23 protein-coding genes are annotated in these 24,509 nt (G+C 32.7%); 11 read left to right on the forward strand and 12 right to left on the reverse strand.

Features of this window, described 5'->3' with window-relative positions; translation table 11 throughout:
- The 5 genes from HSX10_RS15890 to HSX10_RS15910 form a co-directional block, all read right to left on the reverse strand.
- Positions 1-2,553 (reverse strand): circularly permuted type 2 ATP-grasp protein, encoded by a 2,553-nt coding sequence (locus HSX10_RS15890; protein ID WP_173589237.1) that lies wholly within the window; start codon positions 2,551-2,553, stop codon positions 1-3.
- A gap of 19 nt (positions 2,554-2,572) precedes the next feature.
- Positions 2,573-5,905 (reverse strand): transglutaminase family protein, encoded by a 3,333-nt coding sequence (locus tag HSX10_RS15895; RefSeq protein ID WP_173589238.1) that lies wholly within the window; start codon positions 5,903-5,905, stop codon positions 2,573-2,575.
- Positions 5,906-6,068: 163 nt separating this feature from the next.
- Entirely contained in the window at positions 6,069-6,989 is a 921-nt protein-coding gene (locus HSX10_RS15900) for a glutaminase (protein WP_173589239.1), read from the reverse strand.
- 34 nt (positions 6,990-7,023) lie between these two features.
- Positions 7,024-7,923: an EamA family transporter gene (locus tag HSX10_RS15905; RefSeq protein WP_173589240.1), complete on the reverse strand. Its 900-nt coding sequence runs from the start codon at positions 7,921-7,923 to the stop codon at positions 7,024-7,026.
- A 78-nt stretch (positions 7,924-8,001) separates the two neighbouring features.
- Positions 8,002-8,646 (reverse strand): thiamine phosphate synthase, encoded by a 645-nt coding sequence (locus HSX10_RS15910; RefSeq protein WP_173589241.1) that lies wholly within the window; start codon positions 8,644-8,646, stop codon positions 8,002-8,004.
- 163 nt (positions 8,647-8,809) lie between these two features.
- Between HSX10_RS15910 and HSX10_RS15915 the strand changes: the two genes are divergently transcribed.
- A complete protein-coding gene (locus tag HSX10_RS15915) occupies positions 8,810-9,670 on the forward strand; it encodes a hypothetical protein (RefSeq protein WP_173589242.1) in 861 nt (286 codons plus the stop codon).
- Positions 9,671-9,769: 99 nt separating this feature from the next.
- Here HSX10_RS15915 and HSX10_RS15920 read toward each other — a convergent pair whose 3' ends face one another.
- The 6 genes from HSX10_RS15920 to HSX10_RS15945 form a co-directional block, all read right to left on the reverse strand.
- Positions 9,770-10,576 (reverse strand): type 1 glutamine amidotransferase domain-containing protein, encoded by an 807-nt coding sequence (locus HSX10_RS15920; protein WP_173589243.1) that lies wholly within the window; start codon positions 10,574-10,576, stop codon positions 9,770-9,772.
- An 8-nt stretch (positions 10,577-10,584) separates the two neighbouring features.
- Complete coding sequence (locus HSX10_RS15925) at positions 10,585-11,745, reverse strand: iron-containing alcohol dehydrogenase (RefSeq protein ID WP_173589244.1); 1,161 nt, start codon at positions 11,743-11,745, stop codon at positions 10,585-10,587.
- A gap of 106 nt (positions 11,746-11,851) precedes the next feature.
- Positions 11,852-12,850 carry an NADP-dependent oxidoreductase gene (locus tag HSX10_RS15930; protein WP_173589245.1) on the reverse strand — a complete coding sequence of 333 codons (999 nt, stop codon included), beginning with the start codon at positions 12,848-12,850 and terminating at the stop codon, positions 11,852-11,854.
- Between the two features lie 12 nt (positions 12,851-12,862).
- Entirely contained in the window at positions 12,863-13,495 is a 633-nt protein-coding gene (locus tag HSX10_RS15935) for an NAD(P)H-dependent oxidoreductase (RefSeq protein ID WP_173589246.1), read from the reverse strand.
- Positions 13,496-13,505: 10 nt separating this feature from the next.
- Entirely contained in the window at positions 13,506-14,174 is a 669-nt protein-coding gene (locus HSX10_RS15940) for an NAD(P)H-binding protein (protein WP_173589247.1), read from the reverse strand.
- Position 14,175: 1 nt separating this feature from the next.
- Entirely contained in the window at positions 14,176-14,760 is a 585-nt protein-coding gene (locus HSX10_RS15945) for a TetR/AcrR family transcriptional regulator (protein ID WP_173589248.1), read from the reverse strand.
- Between the two features lie 237 nt (positions 14,761-14,997).
- Between HSX10_RS15945 and HSX10_RS15950 the strand changes: the two genes are divergently transcribed.
- From HSX10_RS15950 to HSX10_RS15960, 3 genes are all read left to right on the forward strand, one after another.
- Positions 14,998-15,198: a CsbD family protein gene (locus HSX10_RS15950; protein ID WP_173589249.1), complete on the forward strand. Its 201-nt coding sequence runs from the start codon at positions 14,998-15,000 to the stop codon at positions 15,196-15,198.
- Between the two features lie 172 nt (positions 15,199-15,370).
- A complete protein-coding gene (locus HSX10_RS18905) occupies positions 15,371-16,240 on the forward strand; it encodes a helix-turn-helix domain-containing protein (protein WP_173589250.1) in 870 nt (289 codons plus the stop codon).
- 116 nt (positions 16,241-16,356) lie between these two features.
- Entirely contained in the window at positions 16,357-16,617 is a 261-nt protein-coding gene (locus tag HSX10_RS15960; protein ID WP_173589251.1) for a CBU_0592 family membrane protein, read from the forward strand.
- A gap of 121 nt (positions 16,618-16,738) precedes the next feature.
- Here HSX10_RS15960 and HSX10_RS15965 read toward each other — a convergent pair whose 3' ends face one another.
- Complete coding sequence (locus tag HSX10_RS15965) at positions 16,739-17,047, reverse strand: helix-turn-helix domain-containing protein (RefSeq protein WP_367651282.1); 309 nt, start codon at positions 17,045-17,047, stop codon at positions 16,739-16,741.
- Positions 17,048-17,210: 163 nt separating this feature from the next.
- Here HSX10_RS15965 and HSX10_RS15970 point away from each other — a divergent pair, with 163 nt between their 5' ends.
- The 7 genes from HSX10_RS15970 to HSX10_RS16000 all read left to right on the forward strand — a co-directional run bounded on the left by HSX10_RS15970 (position 17,211) and on the right by HSX10_RS16000 (position 24,451).
- Positions 17,211-17,630 carry an IS1/IS1595 family N-terminal zinc-binding domain-containing protein gene (locus HSX10_RS15970; protein WP_173589252.1) on the forward strand — a complete coding sequence of 140 codons (420 nt, stop codon included), beginning with the start codon at positions 17,211-17,213 and terminating at the stop codon, positions 17,628-17,630.
- 109 nt (positions 17,631-17,739) lie between these two features.
- The gene (locus HSX10_RS15975; RefSeq protein ID WP_173589253.1) at positions 17,740-18,987 is read left to right on the forward strand and encodes a hypothetical protein; all 1,248 of its coding nucleotides are present in this window, start codon (positions 17,740-17,742) and stop codon (positions 18,985-18,987) included.
- 13 nt (positions 18,988-19,000) lie between these two features.
- A complete protein-coding gene (locus HSX10_RS15980; RefSeq protein ID WP_173589254.1) occupies positions 19,001-19,261 on the forward strand; it encodes a DUF4212 domain-containing protein in 261 nt (86 codons plus the stop codon).
- Between the two features lie 31 nt (positions 19,262-19,292).
- On the forward strand, positions 19,293-21,059 hold the full coding sequence (locus HSX10_RS15985; RefSeq protein WP_173589255.1) for a sodium:solute symporter family protein: 1,767 nt from the start codon (positions 19,293-19,295) through the stop codon (positions 21,057-21,059).
- A 135-nt stretch (positions 21,060-21,194) separates the two neighbouring features.
- Positions 21,195-21,389 (forward strand): hypothetical protein, encoded by a 195-nt coding sequence (locus HSX10_RS15990; RefSeq protein ID WP_173589256.1) that lies wholly within the window; start codon positions 21,195-21,197, stop codon positions 21,387-21,389.
- Positions 21,382-24,069, forward strand: coding sequence for a sodium:solute symporter family transporter (locus HSX10_RS15995; RefSeq protein WP_173589257.1), 2,688 nt, complete (start codon positions 21,382-21,384; stop codon positions 24,067-24,069). The genes HSX10_RS15990 and HSX10_RS15995 overlap by 8 nt, the downstream gene beginning before the upstream one ends.
- A 16-nt stretch (positions 24,070-24,085) precedes the next feature.
- A complete protein-coding gene (locus HSX10_RS16000; protein WP_173589258.1) occupies positions 24,086-24,451 on the forward strand; it encodes a response regulator in 366 nt (121 codons plus the stop codon).
- Positions 24,452-24,509: the final 58 nt, after the last annotated feature.

Genomic DNA, 24,509 nt, shown 5'->3' on the forward strand with positions numbered 1-24,509 from the left:
TTAATTTGTAATATTTCTGTTTACCAACTGCTTTTGTGGTTGAGAATGATTAAAATAAGTATCTGAAATAGACATGGATGTCGTGTGCAGCAACTCGCTTAAATCTGATAATAAATCATCAAGATTCTGGCGCATATTAGATTTTTGGTCTATTTCTAACATATCTTCTAAATCTAAACTTTCCATTTTAGAAATAACAAGATTCATTTTTTCTTGACAAAGGGTGAGCTCAGCGTTTTTATTGGTAGCAGGTAATTTATCAATATCCTTTTTTAGTCGGTGTAATTGACAAGTTAAAGATCTTGAATATTCTTTATCTAGGATGATTAAATTTATGACGTTCTCTATACTTAAGTAAGAGTTGTAACTGTATCTATAGATATTTAAACTTTCGTGACTGTTTAATAACGATTCTAAAATTTCATATTCTAACTCTTCATCATAATTTACGATAAGCAAGGCTCTAAATTTTTCGATATTCATAGCACTTGTTTCTATCTGTAATCCAATAAAATAGAGTAGAAGTCCTTGTCTAACCAAAATACTTTGCTCTGTAAGTGCCATAAAAGCAATGAGTCTGGTAATAATTTTATCGAAAAAACTAGTCAGTTTATAAACGGTATAATTTTCTTCTTTTTTTAAGTTTTTTATATGTTTTTCAATGCCATCAAAAACACGCCACATATCTCTAGACCATAAATTACGAAGTGCATAATAAGAGAAATGGAAACTTTGCATGGATTGTGCAAAACTGCCTATTTTATTTTCGTCAATTATAATGTCTTTAATTTCATTTAATGGGTTTTTTAAAACGTCTTCATCTTCCGTCATAAACCCAGGAAAGGTAGAGGTGATTTTAGTAATAGATTGAAATAAAATTTTTAAACTTTCAGATTCTGGTTTTCGGTCGTTGTATTGTGCGTGTGTCATTTGGCTCAATACCATTCTTAAATAGCGTGCCGTGATTAAAGCTCTTCCTATATATCTCCCGGACCAAAATAAATTTTCTGCAGTGCTGCTTGGTACATCGTTGATGTCTATTGATGGGCTAGAATTTGTTTTACTCCAAGAATAATTTTGAAGATTAGGCTGTGGTTTATCGTTAATAACCCAAAAATCTTTACTTGTGCCTCCGCGTTGGTTAGATACAAATAACTCTTCACGTTCTGGCGCTACTCTAACCAATCCACCAGGCATAACACTATAACCATCATCTTTTGCTATAGCAAATGTTCTGCAAGAAATCTTACGTGGTTCTAGCTGGTTTTTAATATAATTAGGTGCTGTAGAGAAGGATATTTTTTCTTGCGCTACAAATTTGTAAGGATATTGTAAGATTTCTTTTTTAAGATTTTTAAGTGCTTTTTTATCTAAAAATTCACAGAAATAAATATGTTCTCTATGGGATTTGTCTATTCGTTTTACTACAAATGATGGTAAGTCTGCTAAAACATGTTTTCTTTCTTTTTCTTGTCCACACCACCAAGAGGCGATTTGAGGTAAGATTAATTCTTCGTCTAAAAAATATTTGCAAATATTTTCCATAAAAGGAATTAAAGCAGGGTTCTCTAAAATACCACTACCAATAGGGTTTATAATAGTTACATTTTGTAAACGAACAGCTTCGAGCAATCCTGCAACTCCTAAATAAGAGTCTTCTCGTAGCTCTAATGGATCCATAAAGGTATCATCAATTCGTCTTAAAATAACATCAATTTGTTTTAGACCTTTTAGTGATTTTAACCAAACTTTTCCGTGTCTAACCACTAAATCATTCCCTTTAACTAATGGGTAGCCTAAGAAAGATGATAAATAAGAATGCTCAAAATAAGTTTCATTATGCGGTCCGGGGGTTAAAATCACAACCATTGGACTTTCAACATTTGTACATGCTGAATTTTGCAACAATGTATTAAAGTCGTTAAAAAAGTTAGAGGGTTGTGCTACGTTGATATCTGTATATAATTCTGGTATAATTTTGCTTGTAGAAAACCGATTCTCTAAAGCATATCCCATACCAGAAGGTGCTTGTGTTCTATCATTTACAACCCACAATCTTCCGTCAGGACCACGAGCTAAATCTGCCGCATAGATTGAAAGTTGTTTAGCGCTTTTATATTGTATCTGGTCGCAAGCACGTAAAAAACCACTATGTGCATAGATGGCTTCTGGTGGAATTATTCCATTTTTAAGTAACGCTCTGTTACCGTATAAATCTTTTAAAACAAGATTTAGAATTTCGGCTCTTTGCTGAATTCCTTTTTCTACTTGGTTCCATTCGTTTTGATGAATGATGTAAGGAACAATATTTAAATCCCAAGGACGGTTTAATCCATTTGGATCGTTATAAACATTATAAGTAACACCATTTTCTGCTAAAAGCCAATTGATTTCTGTTTGCTTTATCGCTAAGTTTTCAGGACCAATATTCAATATGTTTTTAGACAATGTTTTCCAATTGTCTTTAATACTCATTTTAGAAGTGAGTAGCTCATCATAACTTTTTGATGCTGAAAAATAATTTTCAAATAATGTCTTTGTTTTGGTCTTCATAGGATGAATATCCAATCTTTTATTTTTTACGTAAATCTAACGTATATGGGAATTCAAAATTAATAGGTAATTCTTTGTAAGTAAAACTTTTTGAACTATTATTTTTCTCAACCGATCTATTTGGACTTTCCGTTTCTTGATTAATGTTTTCTACCGGATTAATTTCACCTTGTGTATGACCAAATTCCCAAAAACGATTGATTCTTCTAGACTCAGCTTCAAAACTATTTATAGGATAAGCATCGTAAGATCTTCCGCCAGGATGTGCTACAAAATACGTACAACCACCAATAGATCGCTTATTCCAGGTATCTACAACATCAAAAACTAGAGGGGTATCTTCTGAAATGGTTGGGTGTAAAGCCGAATATGGATTCCATGCTTTATAACGAATACCTGCAACATATTCGCCGCGAACTCCTGTGTTCTTCAATTGTATTTTTACGCCGTTACAAGTCAATACAAAGCGTTCATCTATAAAATTAGAAACTTTTACTTGTAATCTCTCAAGAGAAGAATCTACATATCTTGCCGTTCCGCCGCCAGTCATTTCTTCACCTAGAACATTCCAAGGTTCAATTCCTGCTCTTAATTCTAAATGAATATTGTTAATTTCAACCATACCATGCAGCGGAAATCTAAATTCGAAAAATGGATTAAACCAATCTTCTTCAAATTGATAACCTGCTTTATTTAATTGAGAAACAATGTCTTTAATATCTTCTCTTACATAATGTTCTATTAAGAATTTATCATGTAATTCGGTTCCCCAACGTACTAAATTATGTTCGTATGGTTTTTTCCAAAACCAAGACACTAAGGTTCTAACGAGCAACATTTGTACGAGACTCATTTTAGGGTGTGGTGGCATATCAAAACCACGTAATTCTAAAATCCCTAAACGTCCTGTTGAAGAATCTGGTGAGTATAATTTATCGATACAGAATTCTGCTCTATGCGTATTTCCTGTTAAATCGGTTAAAAGGTGCCTAAATAAACGGTCGGTTAACCAAAATGGAACTTCGCCATCTTTTGGGATTTGGCTAAAGGCAATTTCTAGTTCGTATAAACTATCTGTTCTAGCTTCATCTATTCTTGGAGCCTGACTTGTTGGTCCCACAAATGATCCTGAAAATAAGTAACTTAAACCAGGGTGATGTTGCCAAAAGGTTAATAAACTTCTTAGTAAACTTGGTTGACGAAGTAGTGGACTATCAGCTGGACTTGTACCTCCTAAAGTAACGTGATTTCCACCTCCAGTTCCGGTATGTTTACCATCGAGCATAAATTTCTCAGTTCCTAAACGCGATAATTTGGCTTGCTCATAAAAAGTAAATGTATTATGACATAAATCTTTCCAATTGGTTACCGGATGCACATTAACTTCAATAACACCTGGATCTGGTGTAATTTTAAGTGACTCTAGTCTGTTATCTTTTGGCGGATCGTAACCTTCCATAATAACAGGAACATCTAATTCTTTGGCTGTAAATTCAATCGCTGTAATTAAATCTAAGAAACTTTCTGCCGAATCTAAAGGCGGTAAGAATAAATAGAGTTTACCTTCTCTTACTTCTGCACAGATTGCTGTTCTTACAAAATAGTTAGGTTGGTTTGGGTCTAAACCGTTTTCAATATAATCTTGATGCCTTTTCTTTATGATATTTCTAAAACTTGGTAAACGTTTCTTTTTAGAAAATAGATCAGGTTCATAAGAAGGAAAAATTTCGTGCTCAGGTTTCTCTTGTAAAGAATTTAAAGGTAATCTTAATCCCATTGGCGAATTCCCGGGGGTTAGAAATAAATGTTGTCTTCTAAACGTCCATTCGCTTGTAAACCATTTTCCTTGTGTATTATTTAAAGGTAATAAATGCCCCACAGGCTCGGATGTTCCACCTTCTAATATTTCCTTTAATTTATTTTTTACAAGTGTATTATCTCTGTCCTTGGTAGGGTCGATGTCTATAGGTAGGTTTCCGTGTTCCCATAAAAAGTAGAACGCATCTTCGAAACCAGGTAGAATATGCTGCGTAGAAACACCTAAGTATTTGGTTAAGGTTTCTAAAAATAACTTATCTGTATGTTTAGGAATAACAATAGCATCTGCAAAGGTTTCTAAATATTTTTTATCAAACCAAATAGGTCTTCCATCTTTACGCCAACAAATTTCTATTTGCCATCTTGGTAAAGGTTCTCCAGGATACCATTTTCCTTGTGCATGATGAAAAACACCACGATGACCAAACTCTTCATATAACCGTTTAGATAAGTCTTTAGCTAGTTTTCTTTTGTATGGACCATCTGCAGCTGTGTTCCATTCAGGGGATTCTAAATCATCAATTGAAATAAACGTAGGTTCGCCTCCCATAGTTAAGCGAACATCGTTTTTTTGAAGTTGTTTTTCTACTTTATTTCCAAGCTTATCTATGGCTTTCCATTGTTCTTCTGTATAAGGTTTTGTAACCCTTGGTGATTCTAAAATTCGTTTTACAGAATTTTCAAAGAAAAATTCTGTTTCACAAACATCTGTCATACCCGAAACCGGAGCTGCACTTTCAAAAGAAGGCGTACAAGCCAATGGTATATGACCTTCACCTGCTAATAACCCCGAAGTGGCATCAAAACCAATCCAACCAGCACCAGGTAGGTAAACTTCTGCCCAAGCGTGTAAATCTGTAAAATCTTCCTCAGGTCCTGAAGGTCCGTCTAAAGACTTTTCATCAGATTTTAATTGTACTAAATAACCGGAAACAAAACGTGCCCCAAAACCTAAATGACGTAAGGTTTGTACAAATAACCAAGCATAATCTCTACAAGATCCTTTTTTAGTTTCAAGAGTTTCTTCGCAAGTTTGTACACCAGGATCCATTCGGATATTATAACTTAGATATTCATAAATTTTCTGATTGATATCTATTAGAAAATAGATCGTTTTCCTCGGTGTATAATCTAAGGTTTTTAAAAAGCCTTCTAATAATTTGCCTTTATCTGTGATTTCTAAATATGGTTGTAATTCTTTCTTAACAGTATCGGTATATACAAAGGGATATTCTTCTGCATACTCTTCAATAAAAAAATCAAAAGGGTTTATGGTTTTTAAATCTGCAATAATTTCTACGTCTACAGACAATTCATCTGTTTTCTCAGGAAATACCAAACGTGCCACGTAATTACCAAATGGATCTTGTTGCCAGTTAAAAAACTGATCTTCTGGTGTTATTTTAATCGAATAAGATTCTATTGGTGTTCTAGAGTGAGGTGCTGGTCTTAATCTAAAAACATGTGGTGACAATGAAACTTTACGATCGTATTTGTAGGTCGTTTTGTGAGATATTACAATTTTTAATGCCATATAAGAAGTATAAGGTTTTAGTAACGAAAGGTTGAAAGTGACCTATCTCTTTGCAAAATAAGATATTTTACCTGAAAATGATATTGTAGTAAAGTGTTTGTTAAATTTTTATGAATTAATATAAAGAAAAGCAAAAATGATTTTAAAACCATAATTTAAGGGATTAAAAAATACTCAATTCAGAATATGTTGTGACATCTTCAAGCAGTTCCATACCTTTAAAAGAATTGCCGTGTTTGTTTAGTTTAGGGCTCCACACAGCTATTGTGTAATTATTAGGATATAACGCTACAATACCACCACCAACACCACTTTTACCAGGTAAACCAACTCTAAAAGCAAATTCACCCGACTCGTCATAAAAACCACAAGTTAACATTAAAGCATTAATACGTTTTGATTTCGTTTTAGATATTATTTTTTTATCATCACTAATTTTACGACCATTATTTGCTAAAAAAGTAAAAGTCTGCGAAAGCTGCTGACAAGTCATTTCTAAAGAACAGATATCAAAATAAAAATCTAAGACTTCAGCAGGATCATTTTCAATATTACCTAAGGCTTTAATAAAATTACAAAGCGCTACATTTCTAAAGCCTGTTCTTTTTTCTGAATCGGCAATCTTATCAGAGTAGGTGAGTGTTGGAATATCACTTAAATCTCTTACAAAATCTAAAAATTCTTCTTTCGCATTTTTTAAATGTGAAATTAAAACATCGCAAATGACTATAGCACCAGAATTTACAAACGGATTACGAGGAATCCCCCCATAGGTTTCAAGCAATAAAAGGGAATCGAATTTAGTACCTGAAGGTTCTACATCAATACGTTTCCATAAATCTTCACCTACAATTTTATACGCTAACGTTAAGGATAATACTTTAACGATACTCTGTATTGAAAATTTTTCGAGATGATTACCAATTCCAAAATTAGTCCCGTCAATTTTAGTAACATGCACACCAAACATATCAGGATCTACATTAGCTAATTCAGGGATGTAAGTTGCTACTTTTCCTTCATCTTTAATCAGACTTATTTTCTTATATGCTTTCTCAATGATGATTGTAAAATCGGATCCCATGTATAGTGCTTTGTTAAAATTATTGATCTATTTTTTATGAATACAAAATTAAGCCTACACCGATCATAATACCTATTAGAGGCACTAATTTTTTTCGTTTGTTTTGTTCTTTAAAAACAAGACCTCCAACAACTACTGCTATTAGTATTTGGCTTCGTTTTATAGCAGACAACAACATGATTAATGCATCAGGATCCTGAAGTGCTTTAAAATAGAAGTAATCGGCCGCTTGTAATAAAATACCAACGGCTATTATAGACCATCTAAACTTAAAAGCTTTACGTTTTTCGGTATGCGGAAACCAAGTTACGGTTAATATAATTAATAGAATTAGAATGGTGTATAAACAAAACCAAAACTGTAAGGTTTGCGGATTTAAGGTCAGATTCTGAATTAAAAATTTATCGTATAATCCACTAGAAGCCCCTAAAAAAGTCGCGCCAATAATAGCAAAGATCCATTTATTACGCTTAAAGTTAATCCCTTCTTTTTTCCCGATTTTAGAATAGAGAATAACCGAGAAGATAATGAGGAAAAAACCAATCCATTGTAAAAAATTAGGACGTTCTTGATAAATTAAAATGGCGCCAATAAAGGTAAAAAACGGACCCGCCGATCGTATTGGTGTTACAATGGTAATCGGTAAATGCTTAAGCGCTTGGTAGGCAAGAATCCAAGAACTCGCCATGATTATCGATTTTATAAAAATATAACCATGCGTTTGCCAAGGGATTTTCTGAAAATTATAACCGTTTGATAAGGCATATTCTGGAAAATACAAAGACAATACATAGAAACTCGCTACAAATAGAAACCCACTAGAAACGGTACCTAAAAGTACAGGGAATACTTCATTTCCTTGTACAGCATGTTTTTTACATAAGTTATGTAGTCCTAGAAAAAGTGCGGCTAATAAGCCTAAATACATCCACATATTTATTGTGATTGGTGATTGGTGATTCGTTATTTGTGAATGGTGATTTGTTGGTTGTTTAGGTATTTGCTTAAGTACTTATTCAAAAGTATGGCGTTGTTCTGCTGTAACAGCTGCTTTTAGTAAATGATTAAAGACTTTAATACTATCAAAATTTTGCGTGATGGCTTGGTCTACAGCAATTCCTGAAAGGCCAGATTCTAAGAGGTCAGTCACATCATCTGTGGTAATATTTCCAAAACCAAGTATTGGGATTTCTGTATTTAAAATAGCTGTGATGGCTTCGTAACCTTTTAATCCTAGCTCAGGAATCTGAGTTTCGCTAGTTGTAGAAGGTTTAAAAGGGCCCAAACAGATATAATCTACTTTTTTAGTGATTAAGGTTTCACAATCTTGAAGATTATGCGCTGCACTTCCTATAATTTGCCAAGTGTGTAAATGTTTTCTAACTTCAGTAGGGCAGACGTCAGTTGTTTCCAAATAAACACCTTCCGCTTTAACTTCTTTTGCTATTTTGTAATTTTTACTGATAACCAATCGGGTTTGAAAATGTAATGTAATTTCTCTAGCAGATTTAGCGACTTCCAATAGTTGGTCTTCAGATACATTTTGTAAATTTAGTTGCACTAATTCTACGCCAGAGGTACAAGCACTTTGTATGTTTTGTAAATGTTCTTCAGGTGTATTTCCTTCAGATATATAATGTAGTTTAGATACGATCATGTTTTTAATTAAGGTTATGATGTTGCAACAAGCATGCAAAAATACAAATGTTTAGTGGAGTGTATGCTAATCATAGGAAGGTTACATAAGTTTTATTTAAATATATTTTAATAATTCCTATGTATTAAAAATTCAACATATCTTTAATTTTATAAATTACGATATGATGAAAGCCTTATTTATAATTATGACACTTATTTCTTCAAACCTATATGCACAGAATGATCAAATTTCAGGATCCTATGCTCAAAGCAGCGGTAACCCCGAAGGCGGTAGCACCTTTATTGTTCTACCCAACCAAACTTTTATAGTGGCTTATTTTGGTGGAGCAAGAAAAGGAACTTGGAAACTGAAAGCAGATGGTATTTATGAATTTACGTATCATGCCGAAGCGAAGTTTGTGCTATATGGACGTTTTAATTCAGAGCTTAAAGATTCTGTAAATGTTAGTATAGGTGTAGATTCACGAGAAGATTTAGCCGTTCGTTTTAATAAAATAAGTGAAGAACCTTTTACACCAATATTTAATAAAAATGCAAATTGTTTCAGCTATCCTTACTATTATAAGCAAAAGGGAAAATTAAATACCTTAGAAGTAAGTGTACCAAGAGACGACTATTATTATGAAGATGAGCCAACGGATAGTGTAAGTATTTATAGTTTTAAAGTTGAAGAAAATTACAATGATTTTATTTTGGCTGGTTTATCAGAAAACTATTCTCAAGCCGGTTCATTTATTGCGAAATACCATGACGGTGTTTTGTTGTTAGATGAATATACAAAGCTTAGAAAAGGTAAAAATTATGAAGATTTAAGTGAAGAAACTTTAAATTTTGCCAAAACGTATACCGAAAGAGAAATCTTGCCTCAAATATTAGAATATGGTAATGAGTTTTTTCCATATTATGAACATCCTAATGAAAATGATTTAAAACCATTTTATAAAATTGCTTCAGAAGTAAAAGATTTAAAAGGCATTACATTCACTGAAAACAGTTTATTTATTGCTACATGTGATGATTAAACACAACTGATTTTAATTACTAACTAAACAAATAAAAGCCTGTAAACATAATGTTATACAGGCTTTTTGTTATTAATTAGGGTAATTAATCTTGAGAGATTATTTTAGTGCTTCCAATAATTTTTCAGCAACAAGTTCAGAAGATGCAGGGTTTTGTCCTGTAATTAAGTTTCCGTCTTGCACAGCGTAAGGTGCCCAATTCTCTTTATTAGAATACATCGCTCCATTTTCAATAAGCATATCTTCTAATAAAAGAGGTACAACCTCTGTTAAACCAACAGCAGCTTCTTCTTTGTTAGAAAAACCAGTTATTTTTTTACCTTTAACTAAAGCTGTTCCATCTGCATTTTTAACATCTTTTAAAACAGCAGGGGCGTGACAAACAAAAGCAATTGGTTTTTCTTGACGGTCAAACTTCTCAATTAACGCTACAGAATTAGCATCGTTAGTCAAATCCCATAATGGTCCGTGACCTCCTGGGTAAAATACCGCATCAAAATCATCAGCATTTATATCTGCTAATACTTTTGTGTTTGCTATTTTTTGTTTTGCCTCATCATCTTTATTGTAACGTTCTGTTGCTGCTGTTGCTGCATCAGGACCATCACTACTTGGATCTATTGGTGCTGCACCACCTTTTGGTGTTGCAATAGTAATGTTTGCACCTTTATCTAATAAGGTGTAATATGGACTAGCGAATTCTTCAACCCAAAAGCCTGTTTTTTTTCCGGTGTCTCCTAATTGATCGTGAGACGTTAATACAAATAATACGTTCATTGTATGTTGTTTTTTAAATTCTTTTATAGCTTCTGAAACGTTTTCAGAAGGTGATTCTTTTTGTGCATTATTACAACTGAAAGCTGTTATACTGATGAGCACAATAGCCATGGTTTTTATTAATTTCATTTCTAAAATTAATAAGCCATTTTTACAATTTTCTCTACACGGTCTGGTGATAAGGTTTTATGCTCTCCTAATCCCATCCATTTACGTTCTACAAAACGTTTTGAAATTTCTTCAGCAGTCCCCTCATAATCTTTAGTGTAATCTGAAAGTTTAGTATCAATTCCTAATTCATGGAAAAATGCTTCCGTTCTATCAATGGCAGCATAAGCTTTGTCATTAGTAGTTCCTTCAGTAATATTCCAAACACGCTCAGCGTACTGTGCTAATTTTTCTTTTTTATCTTCAAAATTATATTTGTAATGGCTTGGTGCAATTACCGCTAAGGTACGTGCATGATCAATTCCGAATAAGGCTGTTAACTCATGACCAATAGCATGAACGGCCCAGTCTCCAGGAACACCTTGTTGAATTAATCCATTTAAAGCCATAGTACAACTCCACATAAAGTTAGAAGCGGCTTTATAATCTGTAGGATCTTTCAATACTTTTGGTGCGATTTCGATTAAGGTTTGCAAAATACTTTCAGCAAAACGATCTTGCAATAAAGCGCCAATAGGATAGGTCATATATTGCTCTAAAACGTGTGTAAAAGCATCCGTGATTCCGTTTGCCAATTGACGTTGCGGAATTGAAGTAATGACTTGTGGATCTAAAATAGAAAACTGAGGAAACAAACCAGGACCTCCCATAGCTAGTTTTTCTTTAGTTTCTGCTCTTGTAATAACAGAACCAGAATTCATTTCAGAACCTGTTGCTGGCAAAGTTAAAACCGTACCAAAAGGCATTCCTTTTTCTGTTCTGATGTTTTGAGTTAAAATATCCCAAGGTGTATCGCCTTCATATAAAGCAGCAGCCGATAAAAACTTAGTCCCATCAATTACAGATCCACCACCAACAGCAAGTAAATAGGTGATGTTTTCGTCTTTAATTACTTTTAGAGCTTCCATTAATTTAGAATACTCTGGGTTAGCAGGAATACCTCCAAACTCAACAACATCGACTTTTGCTAAAGCTGTTTTTACTTGGTCGTAAATGCCGTTCTTTTTAATACTTCCGCCTCCATAAAGTAATAAGACTTTTGCATCCTTAGGGATTTCGTTTTCTAGTTTTTCTATGGTATCCTTACCAAATATGATTTTGGTAGGGTTTTTAAATTCAAAATTATTCATTTTCTTTTCTTTTTTTAATTTTATTATTTACTCTAATCCATTCTAAAATGCTCTTTAATAGATCATTTTATAAATGGAAATGTTGGGAGTAGTTGTCATTTGATTTTTAAATTTTAACAACCATTTTACCTTTATTCTTACCATCAAATAAGTCTATAAAAGCTTGAGGAATGTTATCAAAACCTTCAACTACAGTTTCAGAATAGGTTAATTTATCTTCAGCTAACCAAGTTGCTAATTGTTTAATCGCTTCTGGAAATTTAGCTGCATAATTAGAAACGATAAACCCTTGCATTAAAGCACTGTTTTTTACTAAAAATGGTTGTACACTTAAGCTTTTTGGTGCTTCTGTACTGTTGTAAACTGAAATTGCACCACAAATTATGATTCTTGCTAATTGGTTAATATTCACTAAAACACCATCTGAAATAGGTCCTCCAACATTATCGAAATAAACATCTACACCGTTAGGTGCTGCTTTAGCAATAGCTTCTTGCATGTTTTCAGTCGTGTTGTAATTGATGCCTTCATCAAAACCAAATTTTGATTTTAATAGCTCTACTTTTTCATCAGAACCCGCAATACCAATCACTCTTAATCCTAGTATTTTTCCGATTTGTCCAACCACAGAACCAACGGCTCCAGCAGCACCAGAAACCACTAAAGTTTCTCCTTTTTTAGGTTTTCCTATTTCTGTTAATCCACAATACGCGGTTAAACCAGTCATCCCTAAAATCCCTAAATAAGCACTTAATGGTGCTTTAGATGGATCTACCTTATTAAGTCCTTCACCATTAGAAACTTGTTTTGTTTGCCAGTTTAACATACCAGAAACATAGTCTCCTTCTTTAAATTTTTCATTTTTTGAACTGATCACTTTAGCGATAACGCCAGAATGTACAGGTTCGTTAAGTTTAAAAGGTGGTACGTACGATTTTGCATCGCTCATTCTTCCTCTTAAATAAGGATCTACAGAAACATAAGTGGTTTCTAAAAGGAGTTCTCCATCTTTAATTGATAATTCTGAATCGTCTGTTGTAAATTCAAAATTAGATAGTGATGGTTTTCCTTGAGGTCTATTTTTTAATGATATAGTCTTTGTCATCATGTTTTGTTTTTATTTCATTACAGTTACTAATTCTTCCATAGGTTTTCTCACCTTAACAAGATTTACTAACCAATCTTCATTTTCTTTTCTATAACCAATTGGCATTAAAACGGCACTGCGTAATCCTTTTTCTCGTAATCCAAGAATTTTATCTACAGCATCTGGGTCAAAACCTTCAATTGGTGTCGCATCAACACCTTCAAAAGCAGCAGCAGTTAAAGCTTGAGAAAAAGCGATATAGGCTTGTTTAGCAGCGTGATTAAAATTCTCTTCAGCATCTTTTTGAGGATAAGAATTTAATAACATTTGTCTGTAGTCTTCCCAACCTTGATTTTTAAAACCACGAATATCATTTGTTAAATCGAACATATGATTAATACGCTCTGGTGTATACGTATCCCAAGCTGCAAAAACGAGTAGGTGAGAGCAATCTGTAATTACCGATTGGTTCCAAGCTACTGGTCTAATTTGTTCTTTTAAGTCTTTATTTTCAACTACTATGATTTCAAAAGGTTGTAAACCACTTGATGTTGGTGCTAAGCGTGCGGCTTCTAAAATGTTATGTAATTTTTCTTCAGGAACAGTTTCACCGTTCATTGCTTTAGCTGCGTAACGCCATTTTAATTTATCTAATAATTCCATATTTTATTTTTTAATTGTTATTACCTATTGTATTAATTTGATCTGAAGTAATAATGGCTTCAGTATGTTTTTTAGTATTTGCTGTCTTAATCATTGCCTCAGCAATAATAGCAGCATCAACAATTTTATATTTTTTTAAAGCTCCGATAAATAAGGGTTGAATAATTTTAAATAATGCTAGCCCTATTTTTTCTAAAGTTCTTTTTTCTTCACGATTACCTCCAATTAAAGATGGTCTGAAGATATAAGTGTTAGCTATTTTTAGTGCTAATACATCTTGCTCCATTTCTCCTTTAGTTTTGTTATAAAAGACACTACTCTTTTTATTCGCACCCATTGCAGAGACTACCAAAAAGGTGTTGATGCCATTAGCTTTTGCTAATTTTGAAGCTGCAACAGGAATACCATAATCAATTCTTTTATACATCACCTTATCTGGTGTTTTTGATTTTGTAGTACCTATGCAACAGTATATTTCATCCGCTATAAAGTCGGTTTTAAATTGTTCTAACTCTAGTAAGTTTCCTGTAAACTGTTGTACTTTATTTTGAGGTAAACTTTCAATTCTAGATCTCGAAAATAATTTGATGGTCTCGTAACGTTCATCAGCAATTAACTTTTGAAGCACATGAGAGCCTGTTAAGCCTGAAGCTCCTAATAGGATAGCTGTTTTTTTCATATTACTTATTCACTTTAATACTATCCCAAGCCGCTTGATAAGCCTCTTCGATATGGGATTCATTTAACTGAAATGCACCTCTTTTTTGAGTAATCATTAAAAATGATAGAGGATTAATGGCATAGGCGTACAAAATAAAATCAGATAGAGGTTTTACTAAACCTTCTTTTTTGCCGCGTTGCCAAAGATCGAGTAGGGGTTGTAGGTGTTTTATACCTTCAATTCTACTGGGTTCATCTATCATTGGTGTATTATCACATTGGGCTAAAAACATAGCGTGTTCGCACTCTTTTAATTTAAAATCTGCTATGCGTTTCCAAATCAATTCAAAACCATCTTCAACGGACATATTTTCTTCGTAAGTTGCAAAAGCATAATTGGTATATTCTGCTTTAACTTCGATATAAGTTTGATTAACTAAATCTTGTTTGTTTTCAAAATAGAGATAAATTGTTGCAGGCGATACTTTTGCCATTTTTGCAATTTTACTCATTGGAGTAGCGTGAAATCCATTGTTATTGACCAACTCTATGGTTGCTTTAACTAATGCGTTTCTTTTGTCTATACTTTTTTGAAGTTTTGCCATGATAATTTTAATTCTGGTACAAATGTAAGTAAAAATGAACGTTCATTCTTTTTTTTAACAAAGGTTTATGTTTAGTCTTATTAAATAGATTCTTATCTACTATTAACAAGGATAACATTGTTTAGTGAAACGAGTCAACTAATAAATGAATAGAGCTAAAATACCTTTACAAAGCCTATTACCTTTACACCATAGCGAATCACAAGGATTTGCATTAACTACAAAAACTCAAGAATTATGTCAAAAGCATGGGAAGATAAAGCAAAAGGAAATTGGAATATAGCTAAAGGAAAAATTAAGCAAAAGTGGGGAGAACTCACCGATGACGATTTAGATTATGTGGAAGGAAAGGAAGATGAATTAGTGGGGAGAATCCAAAAACGTACAGGAGAAACCAAAGAAAAAGTAAACGAATATTTAAATGATTTAATAAATTAATAGACTATAATTAGTCAGATAAGAATCCTACGAAAGTAGGATTTTTTTTGTTAAATTTTATTCAAAATGATTTACTGAGTCTAATTAAAACTAAATTATTAGTTGTTATTGATGTTCAACTTTCATTTTGAAAAAAACACATACTTTTGTTCTAAGTTAAAAGAAATATTAAGTGATATCAGGTATTCGAAAATATGGTTTTAAGCAGGGATTACCTTACGAATTTGAACATCGTAACCTAAGAGCGCTTTATTCTAGTTCGTTTAATGAATTAATCATTCCGCACCGTGCCGATTTTTATCAAATTATATGGTTTAAAACAGGTTTCCCTAAGCATGTGGTTGATCTTAATACCATTGAGATAATACCAAATACAATTTTATTTGTAGATAAAAATAGTGTTCAATGTTTTGATAAAACGGAGCAGATTGATGGAGAGGTTTTACTTTTTACAGATAATTTTTTCTGTAAAACAGAAGAAGATACTAAGTTTCTTATGAGTAACATGTTGTTTAACGATATGTTTTCAGTGACAACATTGAAGATAAAAAAGCTAATTCCGATTTTTAATAGTTTTTTTAAATTTATTAAAACAGAATTAGCTAATGACGTTGATATTTACAGTTCAGATATTATACGAAATCAGCTTAAGAACTTGTTATTGATATCAGAACGAGAAAAGCAAAATCAAAATAATGTTATTATAAATAAAGGAACTGATTTAGATTTTGTTATTAAGTTTAGAGATCTTATAGATAAGCATTTTAAAGTGCAAAAATCTGTAACAAAATATACTTTCCAATTAAACGTAACTCAAAAACGATTAAGCTCAGCGACTTTAAAGGTTATGGCTATTACTCCAAAGCACATGATAGATGCAAGAGTTATTTTAGAGGCTAAACGTTTATTAGTACATACAGTTTATAGTGTGAAAGAAATAGGTTACACACTTGGTTTTGAGGAGCCTACTAATTTTGTGAAATACTTTAAAAAACATCAAAGTATAACGCCAACTGAATTTAGAAATAGATTTTCTAGATAATTTTATTAGGGCGAAAAATTACCATTTATTGTTGCTTTTTTATCATTTTAAATTAAGGAGGTTGTTGCAAATTTGCTTCATGATTCACTTAAATAAAATGAAACAAATTAAGAGAAATGAAATTAGTAATTGACGTATTAGGTTGGTCAGGTTCTGGCTTTTTAGTTCTTGCTTATGGACTAACAATTATAGAAAACAAAAGGTACTTTGACTATGCTAAGTACTTAAATCTTTTTGGAGCACTTTTAATTGCTATTAACTGTTATTACTATAGTGCAATTCCGTCTTTCGTATCTAATATAATATGGAGTGTTATGGCAACATTGACTCTGTATAGAACTAAGAAAAAAGAAAGAATCTTGGTTTCAATAAAATAATAGATTATTAAATTACATATTTAAGAATATATAAGGCTGCTAATTTGTAGCCTTTTTTAGTTTGTATAATTTACTTTTTTTTGAATTAAAGTAACTTTAAGATATACAGAACATGTAATGGTTATATCTGATGATTTACGGAAGCTTTAAATTGTTGAGGCGTCATCATTTCCATTTTTTTAAATTGTCTATTGAAGTAACTTGTATTATTAAAGCCAGATTGAAATGCTATTTCCGACATTCTTAAATTTTGAGATGATTTAATAAGTTTCTTAGAAAATTTAATTTTTTCTGAATTGATATAATTAATAGGCAAAATACCTAAAGTATTTTTAAACTGCTTATGAAAATGAGAAGCACTCATGTGAGCTTTATTAGCCAATTGATCTACTGTAATATCTTTATTATAAATTTTATTTTGAAAAAAGATCTATATACGTTGTGTGTAGGTCTTTTTTGATTTTGATAATTTATTCATTTATAATAATGAAAATGGTAAATTTTAAGTTTAATTATTGTTGATTTGAAAATATTTTAACTATTTATTGTTGTGTATATTGCTAATTTGATATATTTATGCTAAATAACTATATATGACAATAGATTTGTGTCCAAATTGCAGTAGTGATCAGTATGTTAAGAGCGGAGTAGTCAATAAAAGACAGCGTTTTAAATGTAAAAAATGCAACTACTATTTTACTGTTAATAAGATAGGGAAGAAGATAGACGACTATTATGTTAACAAGTCCTTACAACTCTATTTAGAAGGTCTCACCTATAGAGAAATTGAGCGCATTCTTGGTATTTCTCACGTAAGTGTAATGAATTGGGTTAAAAAGTATAACATAAAACGTCCTTATAACTCTAATTATCACCCAACTTACAAAATATTAAACGCTAATGAACTTAGTCGGTATTTTTCTGAAACAGAAAATATAAAAGGTGCAGGTGTTATTGTTACTGAGTTAGGTGACAAATTCATGTTGATTAAATGGGAGCGTTTTAAAGATTAGTATATCAATTTAACAAATTAGTATATAAAATATGAATTAAAGAGATGTTTTTAAGAGCTTAGTGGTGCACACAAAACTAATTTTAAGTACTAACTAATCTTTTTAAACAATGAAGAATCAAACTTTTGTATTGATAGGACTGTTTATCATGTTCTTTCAATTTATGATTGCTCAAGGCTCGCCAGATTATTCTGGTGGACTTAAATTCAAATTCAACGAAGAAGGCTCTAAATATCTTCGTCTCATTTCTTGGGCACAAGTCCAAGCCAATTACAATACAGATGAAACCTTTGATGGTAACGGAAACGAAAACAGTAAATTAAACTTTAATTTACGCCGTGCTAGAGTTTTAATGTTCGCTCAAATTAACAAGGACTTTTTAATTCTAACTCATTTTGGATTAAATAGTTTAACAAGTTCTACGTTAAGTCCAACCGGAAAAGGAGATGGTTCTCAACTGTTCTTTCACGATGTTTGGGCGCAATATAATGTAGGCGAAAATCATACTGTTGGTGGAGGTTTACATTATTTCAATGGTATTTCTAGATTAAACAATCAAAGTACACTTAATATCATGACGCTAGATAACAACCGTCAGTCGTGGGCAACTATTGGTTTGTCAGATCAATTTGCAAGACATCTAGGTGTGTTTATGAAAGGGAAATTCAATAAGCTACAATATCGCGTTGCTGTAAACGATGCATCTGTATCTTCTTTAGATGGTCGTACAGCTGTTGCAGGTGGTGATGCCGTTTATAATGGTCGCTCTAATCTTGGTTCTAAAGCCGCAGGAAAAACCTATGCTGGTTATTTCGATTATCATTTTTTAGATCAAGAGTCAAACTTTTTGCCTTATAAAGTTGGAACATACTTAGGAGAGAAAAAAGTATTCAATATTGGTGCAGGTTTCTTTTTACATCCTGAAGGTTCAGTAATTGATACAGGCACAGCTATTGCACCAAATCTTGAAGGTGAAGATGTATCCATCTTTGCAGTCGATGCTTTTTATGATACACCAATTGGTGAAGACGGAAGTGCTATTACTGCGTATGCTGTCTATCAGAATAGTAACTACGGAAAAAACTATTTGTACAGCGCCTACGGAACAGGTGATATGCTTTATGGTCATGTTGGTTATGTTCTTAAAGGTGATAAGCTAAAAACAAGATTTCAACCCTATGTAAGTTACGGAACACATAGTTATGATGCTGTTGATGATAACAGATCAACATTAGGTGTTGGTATCAATGCTTATATGAGTGGGCATAATTCAAAATTAACTTTAGAATACATGAATCAAAGCTTTGGATCGGTAGACACTAGTACTATTTCGCTTCAAGCTATGATTTACCTATAAAAACTAAGAAACTATGAGTAATAAACAGGATCACGCTACAGCGTACTGGAAAGAAAATGTGAAGTATCTAGCCATACTTCTAACAATATGGTTTGTAGTATCCTTTGGGTGTGGCATTCTATTTAGAGAAGAGTTAAACCAATTTAAACTAGGTGGTTTTAAACTAGGATTTTGGTTTGCGCAACAAGGGTCTATATATGTTTTCGTGGTATTAATATTCGTTTATGTAAGATTAATGAACAAACTAGATAAAAAATACGGTTACGACGAGTAAGCCTTAACTAACAACATTAAATAAAAATATTATGAGTGTACAAACATGGACTTGGTTATTAGTCGGCATTACTTTTGCGCTGTATTTCGGAATCGCAATTTGGGCTAGAGCTGGCTCAACTAAAGAATTTTATGTTGCGGGTGGAGGTGTTTCTCCATTAGCAAATGGTATGGCAACGGCTGCCGATTGGATGAGTGCCGCCTCCTTTATAAGTATGGCAGGTATTATTTCCTTCGCAGGTTACGATGGCTCTGTTTATCTTATGGGATGGACCGGAGGTTACGTGCTTTTAGCATTGCTTTTAGCGCCTTATTTACGAAAGTTTGGGAAGTTTACAGTTCCTGATTTTATTGGAGATCGCTACTATTCAAACACCGCAAGAACGGTGGCTGTAATTTGTGCGTTAATCGTTTCATTTACTTACGTTGCAGGCCAAATGCGTGGTGTTGGAATTGTGTTTTCTCAATTTTTACAAGTAGATATTACTGTAGGTGTGATTATAGGAATGACAGTGGTACTGGCCTTCGCTTTATTGGGTGGTATGAAAGGAATTACATACACGCAAGTCGCACAATATTGTGTTTTGATTTTTGCTTTTATGGTGCCAGCATTCTTTATTTCATTGCAAATGACAGGAAACATTATTCCTCAAATTGGAATGGGTGGTAAAGTTGAAGGCGGAGCATTTCTTCTCGATAAATTAGATTCTTTACATACAGAATTAGGGTTTCATGAATATACCAGCGGAACCAAAAGCACTTGGGATGTATTAGCTATTACTTTAGCGTTAATGGCTGGTACTGCTGGTTTACCTCACGTTATTGTTCGCTTTTTTACAGTGCCTAAAGTGAAAGATGCACGTAAATCTGCAGGATATGCATTATTCTTAATTGCTATTTTGTATACAACAGCGCCTGCTGTAGCCGTTTTTTCTAGAACTAATTTAATTGAAACGGTAAGTAACCAACGTTATGATGAAATTCCGGTTTGGTTTAAAAATTGGGAAAATACAGGCTTAATTGCTTGGTCTGATAAAAATGGCGATGGTAAAATTCAATATGTTGCAGGAAATGCATTGTCTAGTAGTAAACCAGAATTTACAGATGCTAGAGGAGAACATGGTGAGCGTATTGTTGCTAACAGTAGCGGTGAAGTCAATGAATTATATGTGGATAGAGATATCATGGTATTAGCAAATCCTGAAATTGCAAACTTACCAAATTGGGTCATTGGATTGGTAGCAGCCGGTGGGCTTGCAGCAGCTTTATCTACAGCTGCAGGATTACTTTTAGTAATTTCTACATCCGTTTCTCATGATTTAATTAAGAAACAATTGCGACCAGATATTTCTGATAAAAATGAATTAAGAGCAGCAAGAATTTCAATTTTTGTAGCGATTTTAATTGCAGGTTACTTCGGGATTAATCCACCAGGATTTGTCGCCGCCGTCGTCGCGCTCGCCTTTGGTCTTGCCGCCGCATCTTTTTTTCCTGCCATTATTTTAGGGATTTTTGATAAACGAATGAATAAAGAAGGTGCTATTGCAGGTATGATTGTTGGTATTACATTAATGATGTATTACATGATGCGCTTTAAACTCGATATGTTTGGAGGCGGAACCAGTGAAGATTGGTGGTTTGGAACTTCACCAGAAGGTTTTGGAACCATTGCTATGTGCGTCAATTTTGTGATTTCGGTAGTTATTTCAAGATTATCAGTTGCACCACCTCAAGATGTTCAAGATATGGTTGAAAGTATCAGAATACCTTCAGGTGCAGGAGAAGCACAAGACCATTAAAAAGCTAATGTCTATATAGTTTTATATATCATTATTTTAATTTTACTTAGTTAGAGAATCAGTATTGCAAATTTTGTAATACTGATTTCTTATATTAGTAGATATTTAGTTATTTCTATTAATAATTACGAATTCATGAAAAAACGTCACGAACAAAAGCTAGTGGTATTGTCAATAGCTTTGTTTTTTGTATTCAATATTCCCTTTGTCCTCATTTTTAATTTTGAAGGCGCCATTTTCGGGATTCCAACACTATACTTCTCGTTATTTACGTTTTGGATGATTTCAATTGTGATTTCATATATCGTTTTAAAACGCCATTATGAATAGTTACGCCGTAATCATTATCATTATTATCTATTTAGCAATGTTGTTTTACATTGCTTTTCTTGCTGAAAAGAAACGACAAAGTAAATGGGTAAATAATCCATACGTCTACACCTTGTCTTTAGCGGTTTATTGTTCAGCATGGACGTATTATGGAAGCGTAGGCATTGCCGCTAATTCCGGAATCCATTTTTTACCAATCTATTTAGGTCCTGTTATTGCTGCGCCTTTATGGATTGTAATGCTTCGGAAAATTATAAGAATATCTAAGCAACATAAAATTTCTTCAATTGCAGATTTTATTTCTTTACGTTACGGAAATAATAGATTTTTGGGCGCATTAGTTACTGTGATTTGTCTTTTTGGTACCTTGCCTTATATTTCTTTACAGTTGAAGGCCGTCTCAGAAACCTTCGAAATTATATCTGGAGATAATAGTTATGTTTCTACCACCGTAATTGACGATTCTACATTTTACATCGCTTTATTATTAGCCATATTCGCTGCTTTTTTTGGAACTCAAAATACAGATGCATCAGAAAAACATAAAGGTATTGTTGCTACAGTGGCATTAGAGTCGATGTTGAAGTTGTTGTTTTTTCTGGCTATAGGAGCGTATATTACATTCTACTTGTTTGATGGGACTTCGGATATTTACGAGAAAATTTCTGTAACAGATAACTTTAAAGAACTTTCGACACTTGGCAAAATGGAAGATGGCTTTAATTGGTTTTTTATGATTGGGTTATCATTTATGGTCGTGTTTTTATTACCAAGACAGTTTCAAGTTGCCGTTTTAGAGAATAACAGAGAAAAACATCTTAAGAAGGCTATTTGGTTATTTCCATTGTATTTATTATTGTTTAATATTTTTGTCATCTTTATTGCTTGGGCAGGGAAACTCACTTTTGGGTCCACAGAAAATGCAGAATACTATACGCTATTATTGCCCTTAGAGCATGGGAATACCTTTTTGGCAACGCTTGTGTTTTTAGGTGGGTTTTCAGCGGTGATTTCTATGGTTGTAGTGTCTACTTTGGCGTTGTCTACAATGGTGAGTAACAACTTGGTGATTCCGTATGGGTTCTTAGATAAATTTATAAAAAATCAACCGGAACGGAATTCAAAATATATTAAAACTATTCGTCGTGTTTCTATTTTTACCATCATTATCGCAGCATATTTCTTTTATGTGTTGTTTTCAAAAGCATTATCGCTCTACTCAATAGGTTTAATTTCTTTTGTGATTATTTCGCAATTGGCACCTTCCTTTTTTATAGGTTTATACTGGAATCGTGGCTCATCAAAAGGTGCTATTATCGGAATGATAGTTGGGTTTTGTATTGCTATTTATACCTTGGTTTTGCCGTTTACATTGGAAGCTTATACAGGTACAGACGATTTTCGTCAATATGGATTAATGGGTATTGAAGCCTTAAAACCCTATGCCTTATTTGGAATTGATTTTCTAAGTCCACCAGCTCACGCTTTTTTCTGGAGTATAACCTTTAATTTGTTTAGCTATTTAATGTTTTCATTAATGTCTAAAGGAAATTATAGAGAACGTAATTATGCTGAAATGTTTGTAGATAGTAAAAACTTTACAAATCTTCAGGATAGTGCCTTGGTTTGGAAAGGTGAAGCTTATGTGGCAGATATTAAAAATGTTTTAGCACGATTTTTAGGTGAAAAAAGAGCGAATCGTGCTTTAAAAATATTTTTCACAAAGTATAAATTATCTCAAGATACACAGTTGGCAGATGCACGTTTAATTAATTTTTCAGAAAAACTCTTAACAGGAAGTATTGGTTCTGCATCAGCAAAAATATTAATTGCAAGTGTGGTTAAGGAAGAGCAGATTAGTTTGGTTGAGGTTTTAAAGATTTTAGAGGAATCTAAAGAGAACATAGTTAGCAATAAAGTACTTCTAGAAAAGTCGAATGAGTTATCTCAATTAACATTTCAATTGAAAGAGGCTAATGACGAGTTGATAGATAAAGACAAGCAAAAAGATGAATTTTTAGATACTGTCGCCCATGAGTTAAAAACGCCAATAACAGGAATTCGTGCAGCAGCCGAAGTCATTCTAGATGATGAGGAAATGCCTAAAGAAATTAAAGCCCGATTTTTAAAGAATATTTTACAAGATTCGGATCGTTTAGGGCGCTTAATCAATAATATTTTAGATTTTGAAAAATTAGAAACAGGTGGTTTGCATTTAGACTTACAACCACAAGATATTCAAAAAACAATTGGTAAAGCTATTGCTAGTGTTTCTCAAATTGCAGCAAAAAAAGAAGTTTTAATTGTAAATAACAATATACATCCTTTTGTAATTAACTATGATGAAGACCGTATTCTTCAAGTATTGACCAATTTATTATCTAATGCTATTAAATTTTGCGAAACAAAAACAGGAAAAATTATAGTCGATTATAAGATCGGTAACCAAGTCGTTGAAATCTCAGTAGCAGATAATGGAAAAGGAATTCCGGAAGAAGATTTTATTTATATTTTCGATAAATTTTACCAATCTAAAAATCAAAATACAAGAAAACCAGAAGGTAGTGGGTTAGGTTTAGCGATTACAAAACAAATAGTAGAAAAGCATAAAGGGAAAATTTGGGCCAAAAAAGACATGAAAAATGGTGCAACGCTTGTTTTTACAATACCTTTTGAGTAAATTGATACCCTAAAGTATGAAGAAGAAGATTTTAATTGTTGACGATGAACCAAATATTGTGATGTCGTTAGAGTACACCTTCAAAAAACAAGGTTTTGAAGTGTTTATTGCAAGAGATGGAAGTGAGGCTTTAGAAATATTAAAACATCATACGCCTAACGTTGTTTTGTTAGATATTATGATGCCAAATGTAGATGGGTATCAAACCTTAACATTTATAAAAGAAACAGAGAGTTTAAAACACATTAAAGTCGTGTTTTTAACCGCAAAGAATAAAGCTTCAGACGTTGAAAAGGGACTAAGTCTCGGAGCCGATAAATATTTAACTAAACCCTTTTCAGTAAAAAAAATAGTTTCTGAAATTCAGGAACTTGTGACTTAGAAACAGTCTGTTAAATCTTATTTGAAATTGGTTTTGTGTGCAAACAAACTAAGTTTAA

The organism is Winogradskyella undariae (assembly GCF_013285155.1).
Classification (GTDB): Bacteria; Bacteroidota; Bacteroidia; order Flavobacteriales; family Flavobacteriaceae; genus Winogradskyella; species Winogradskyella undariae.

Bases quoted from the DNA above. Each gene is read 5' to 3' on its own strand.
- HSX10_RS15995 (WP_173589257.1), top strand. From the start codon at position 21,382: ATGAATAGTTACGCCGTAATCATTATCATTATTATCTATTTAGCAATG.
- HSX10_RS15975 (WP_173589253.1), top strand. From the start codon at position 17,740: ATGAAGAATCAAACTTTTGTATTGATAGGACTGTTTATCATGTTCTTT.
- HSX10_RS15895 (WP_173589238.1), bottom strand. From the start codon at position 5,905: ATGGCATTAAAAATTGTAATATCTCACAAAACGACCTACAAATACGAT.
- HSX10_RS15920 (WP_173589243.1), bottom strand. From the start codon at position 10,576: ATGAAATTAATAAAAACCATGGCTATTGTGCTCATCAGTATAACAGCT.
- HSX10_RS15900 (WP_173589239.1), bottom strand. From the start codon at position 6,989: ATGGGATCCGATTTTACAATCATCATTGAGAAAGCATATAAGAAAATA.
- HSX10_RS15930 (WP_173589245.1), bottom strand. From the start codon at position 12,850: ATGACAAAGACTATATCATTAAAAAATAGACCTCAAGGAAAACCATCA.
- HSX10_RS15915 (WP_173589242.1), top strand. From the start codon at position 8,810: ATGATGAAAGCCTTATTTATAATTATGACACTTATTTCTTCAAACCTA.
- HSX10_RS15990 (WP_173589256.1), top strand. From the start codon at position 21,195: ATGAAAAAACGTCACGAACAAAAGCTAGTGGTATTGTCAATAGCTTTG.
- HSX10_RS15905 (WP_173589240.1), bottom strand. From the start codon at position 7,923: ATGTGGATGTATTTAGGCTTATTAGCCGCACTTTTTCTAGGACTACAT.
- HSX10_RS15985 (WP_173589255.1), top strand. From the start codon at position 19,293: ATGAGTGTACAAACATGGACTTGGTTATTAGTCGGCATTACTTTTGCG.
- HSX10_RS15960 (WP_173589251.1), top strand. From the start codon at position 16,357: ATGAAATTAGTAATTGACGTATTAGGTTGGTCAGGTTCTGGCTTTTTA.
- HSX10_RS15935 (WP_173589246.1), bottom strand. From the start codon at position 13,495: ATGGAATTATTAGATAAATTAAAATGGCGTTACGCAGCTAAAGCAATG.
- HSX10_RS15925 (WP_173589244.1), bottom strand. From the start codon at position 11,745: ATGAATAATTTTGAATTTAAAAACCCTACCAAAATCATATTTGGTAAG.
- HSX10_RS15950 (WP_173589249.1), top strand. From the start codon at position 14,998: ATGTCAAAAGCATGGGAAGATAAAGCAAAAGGAAATTGGAATATAGCT.
- HSX10_RS15940 (WP_173589247.1), bottom strand. From the start codon at position 14,174: ATGAAAAAAACAGCTATCCTATTAGGAGCTTCAGGCTTAACAGGCTCT.
- HSX10_RS15910 (WP_173589241.1), bottom strand. From the start codon at position 8,646: ATGATCGTATCTAAACTACATTATATATCTGAAGGAAATACACCTGAA.
- HSX10_RS15945 (WP_173589248.1), bottom strand. From the start codon at position 14,760: ATGGCAAAACTTCAAAAAAGTATAGACAAAAGAAACGCATTAGTTAAA.
- HSX10_RS15890 (WP_173589237.1), bottom strand. From the start codon at position 2,553: ATGAAGACCAAAACAAAGACATTATTTGAAAATTATTTTTCAGCATCA.
- HSX10_RS16000 (WP_173589258.1), top strand. From the start codon at position 24,086: ATGAAGAAGAAGATTTTAATTGTTGACGATGAACCAAATATTGTGATG.
- HSX10_RS15970 (WP_173589252.1), top strand. From the start codon at position 17,211: ATGACAATAGATTTGTGTCCAAATTGCAGTAGTGATCAGTATGTTAAG.
- HSX10_RS15980 (WP_173589254.1), top strand. From the start codon at position 19,001: ATGAGTAATAAACAGGATCACGCTACAGCGTACTGGAAAGAAAATGTG.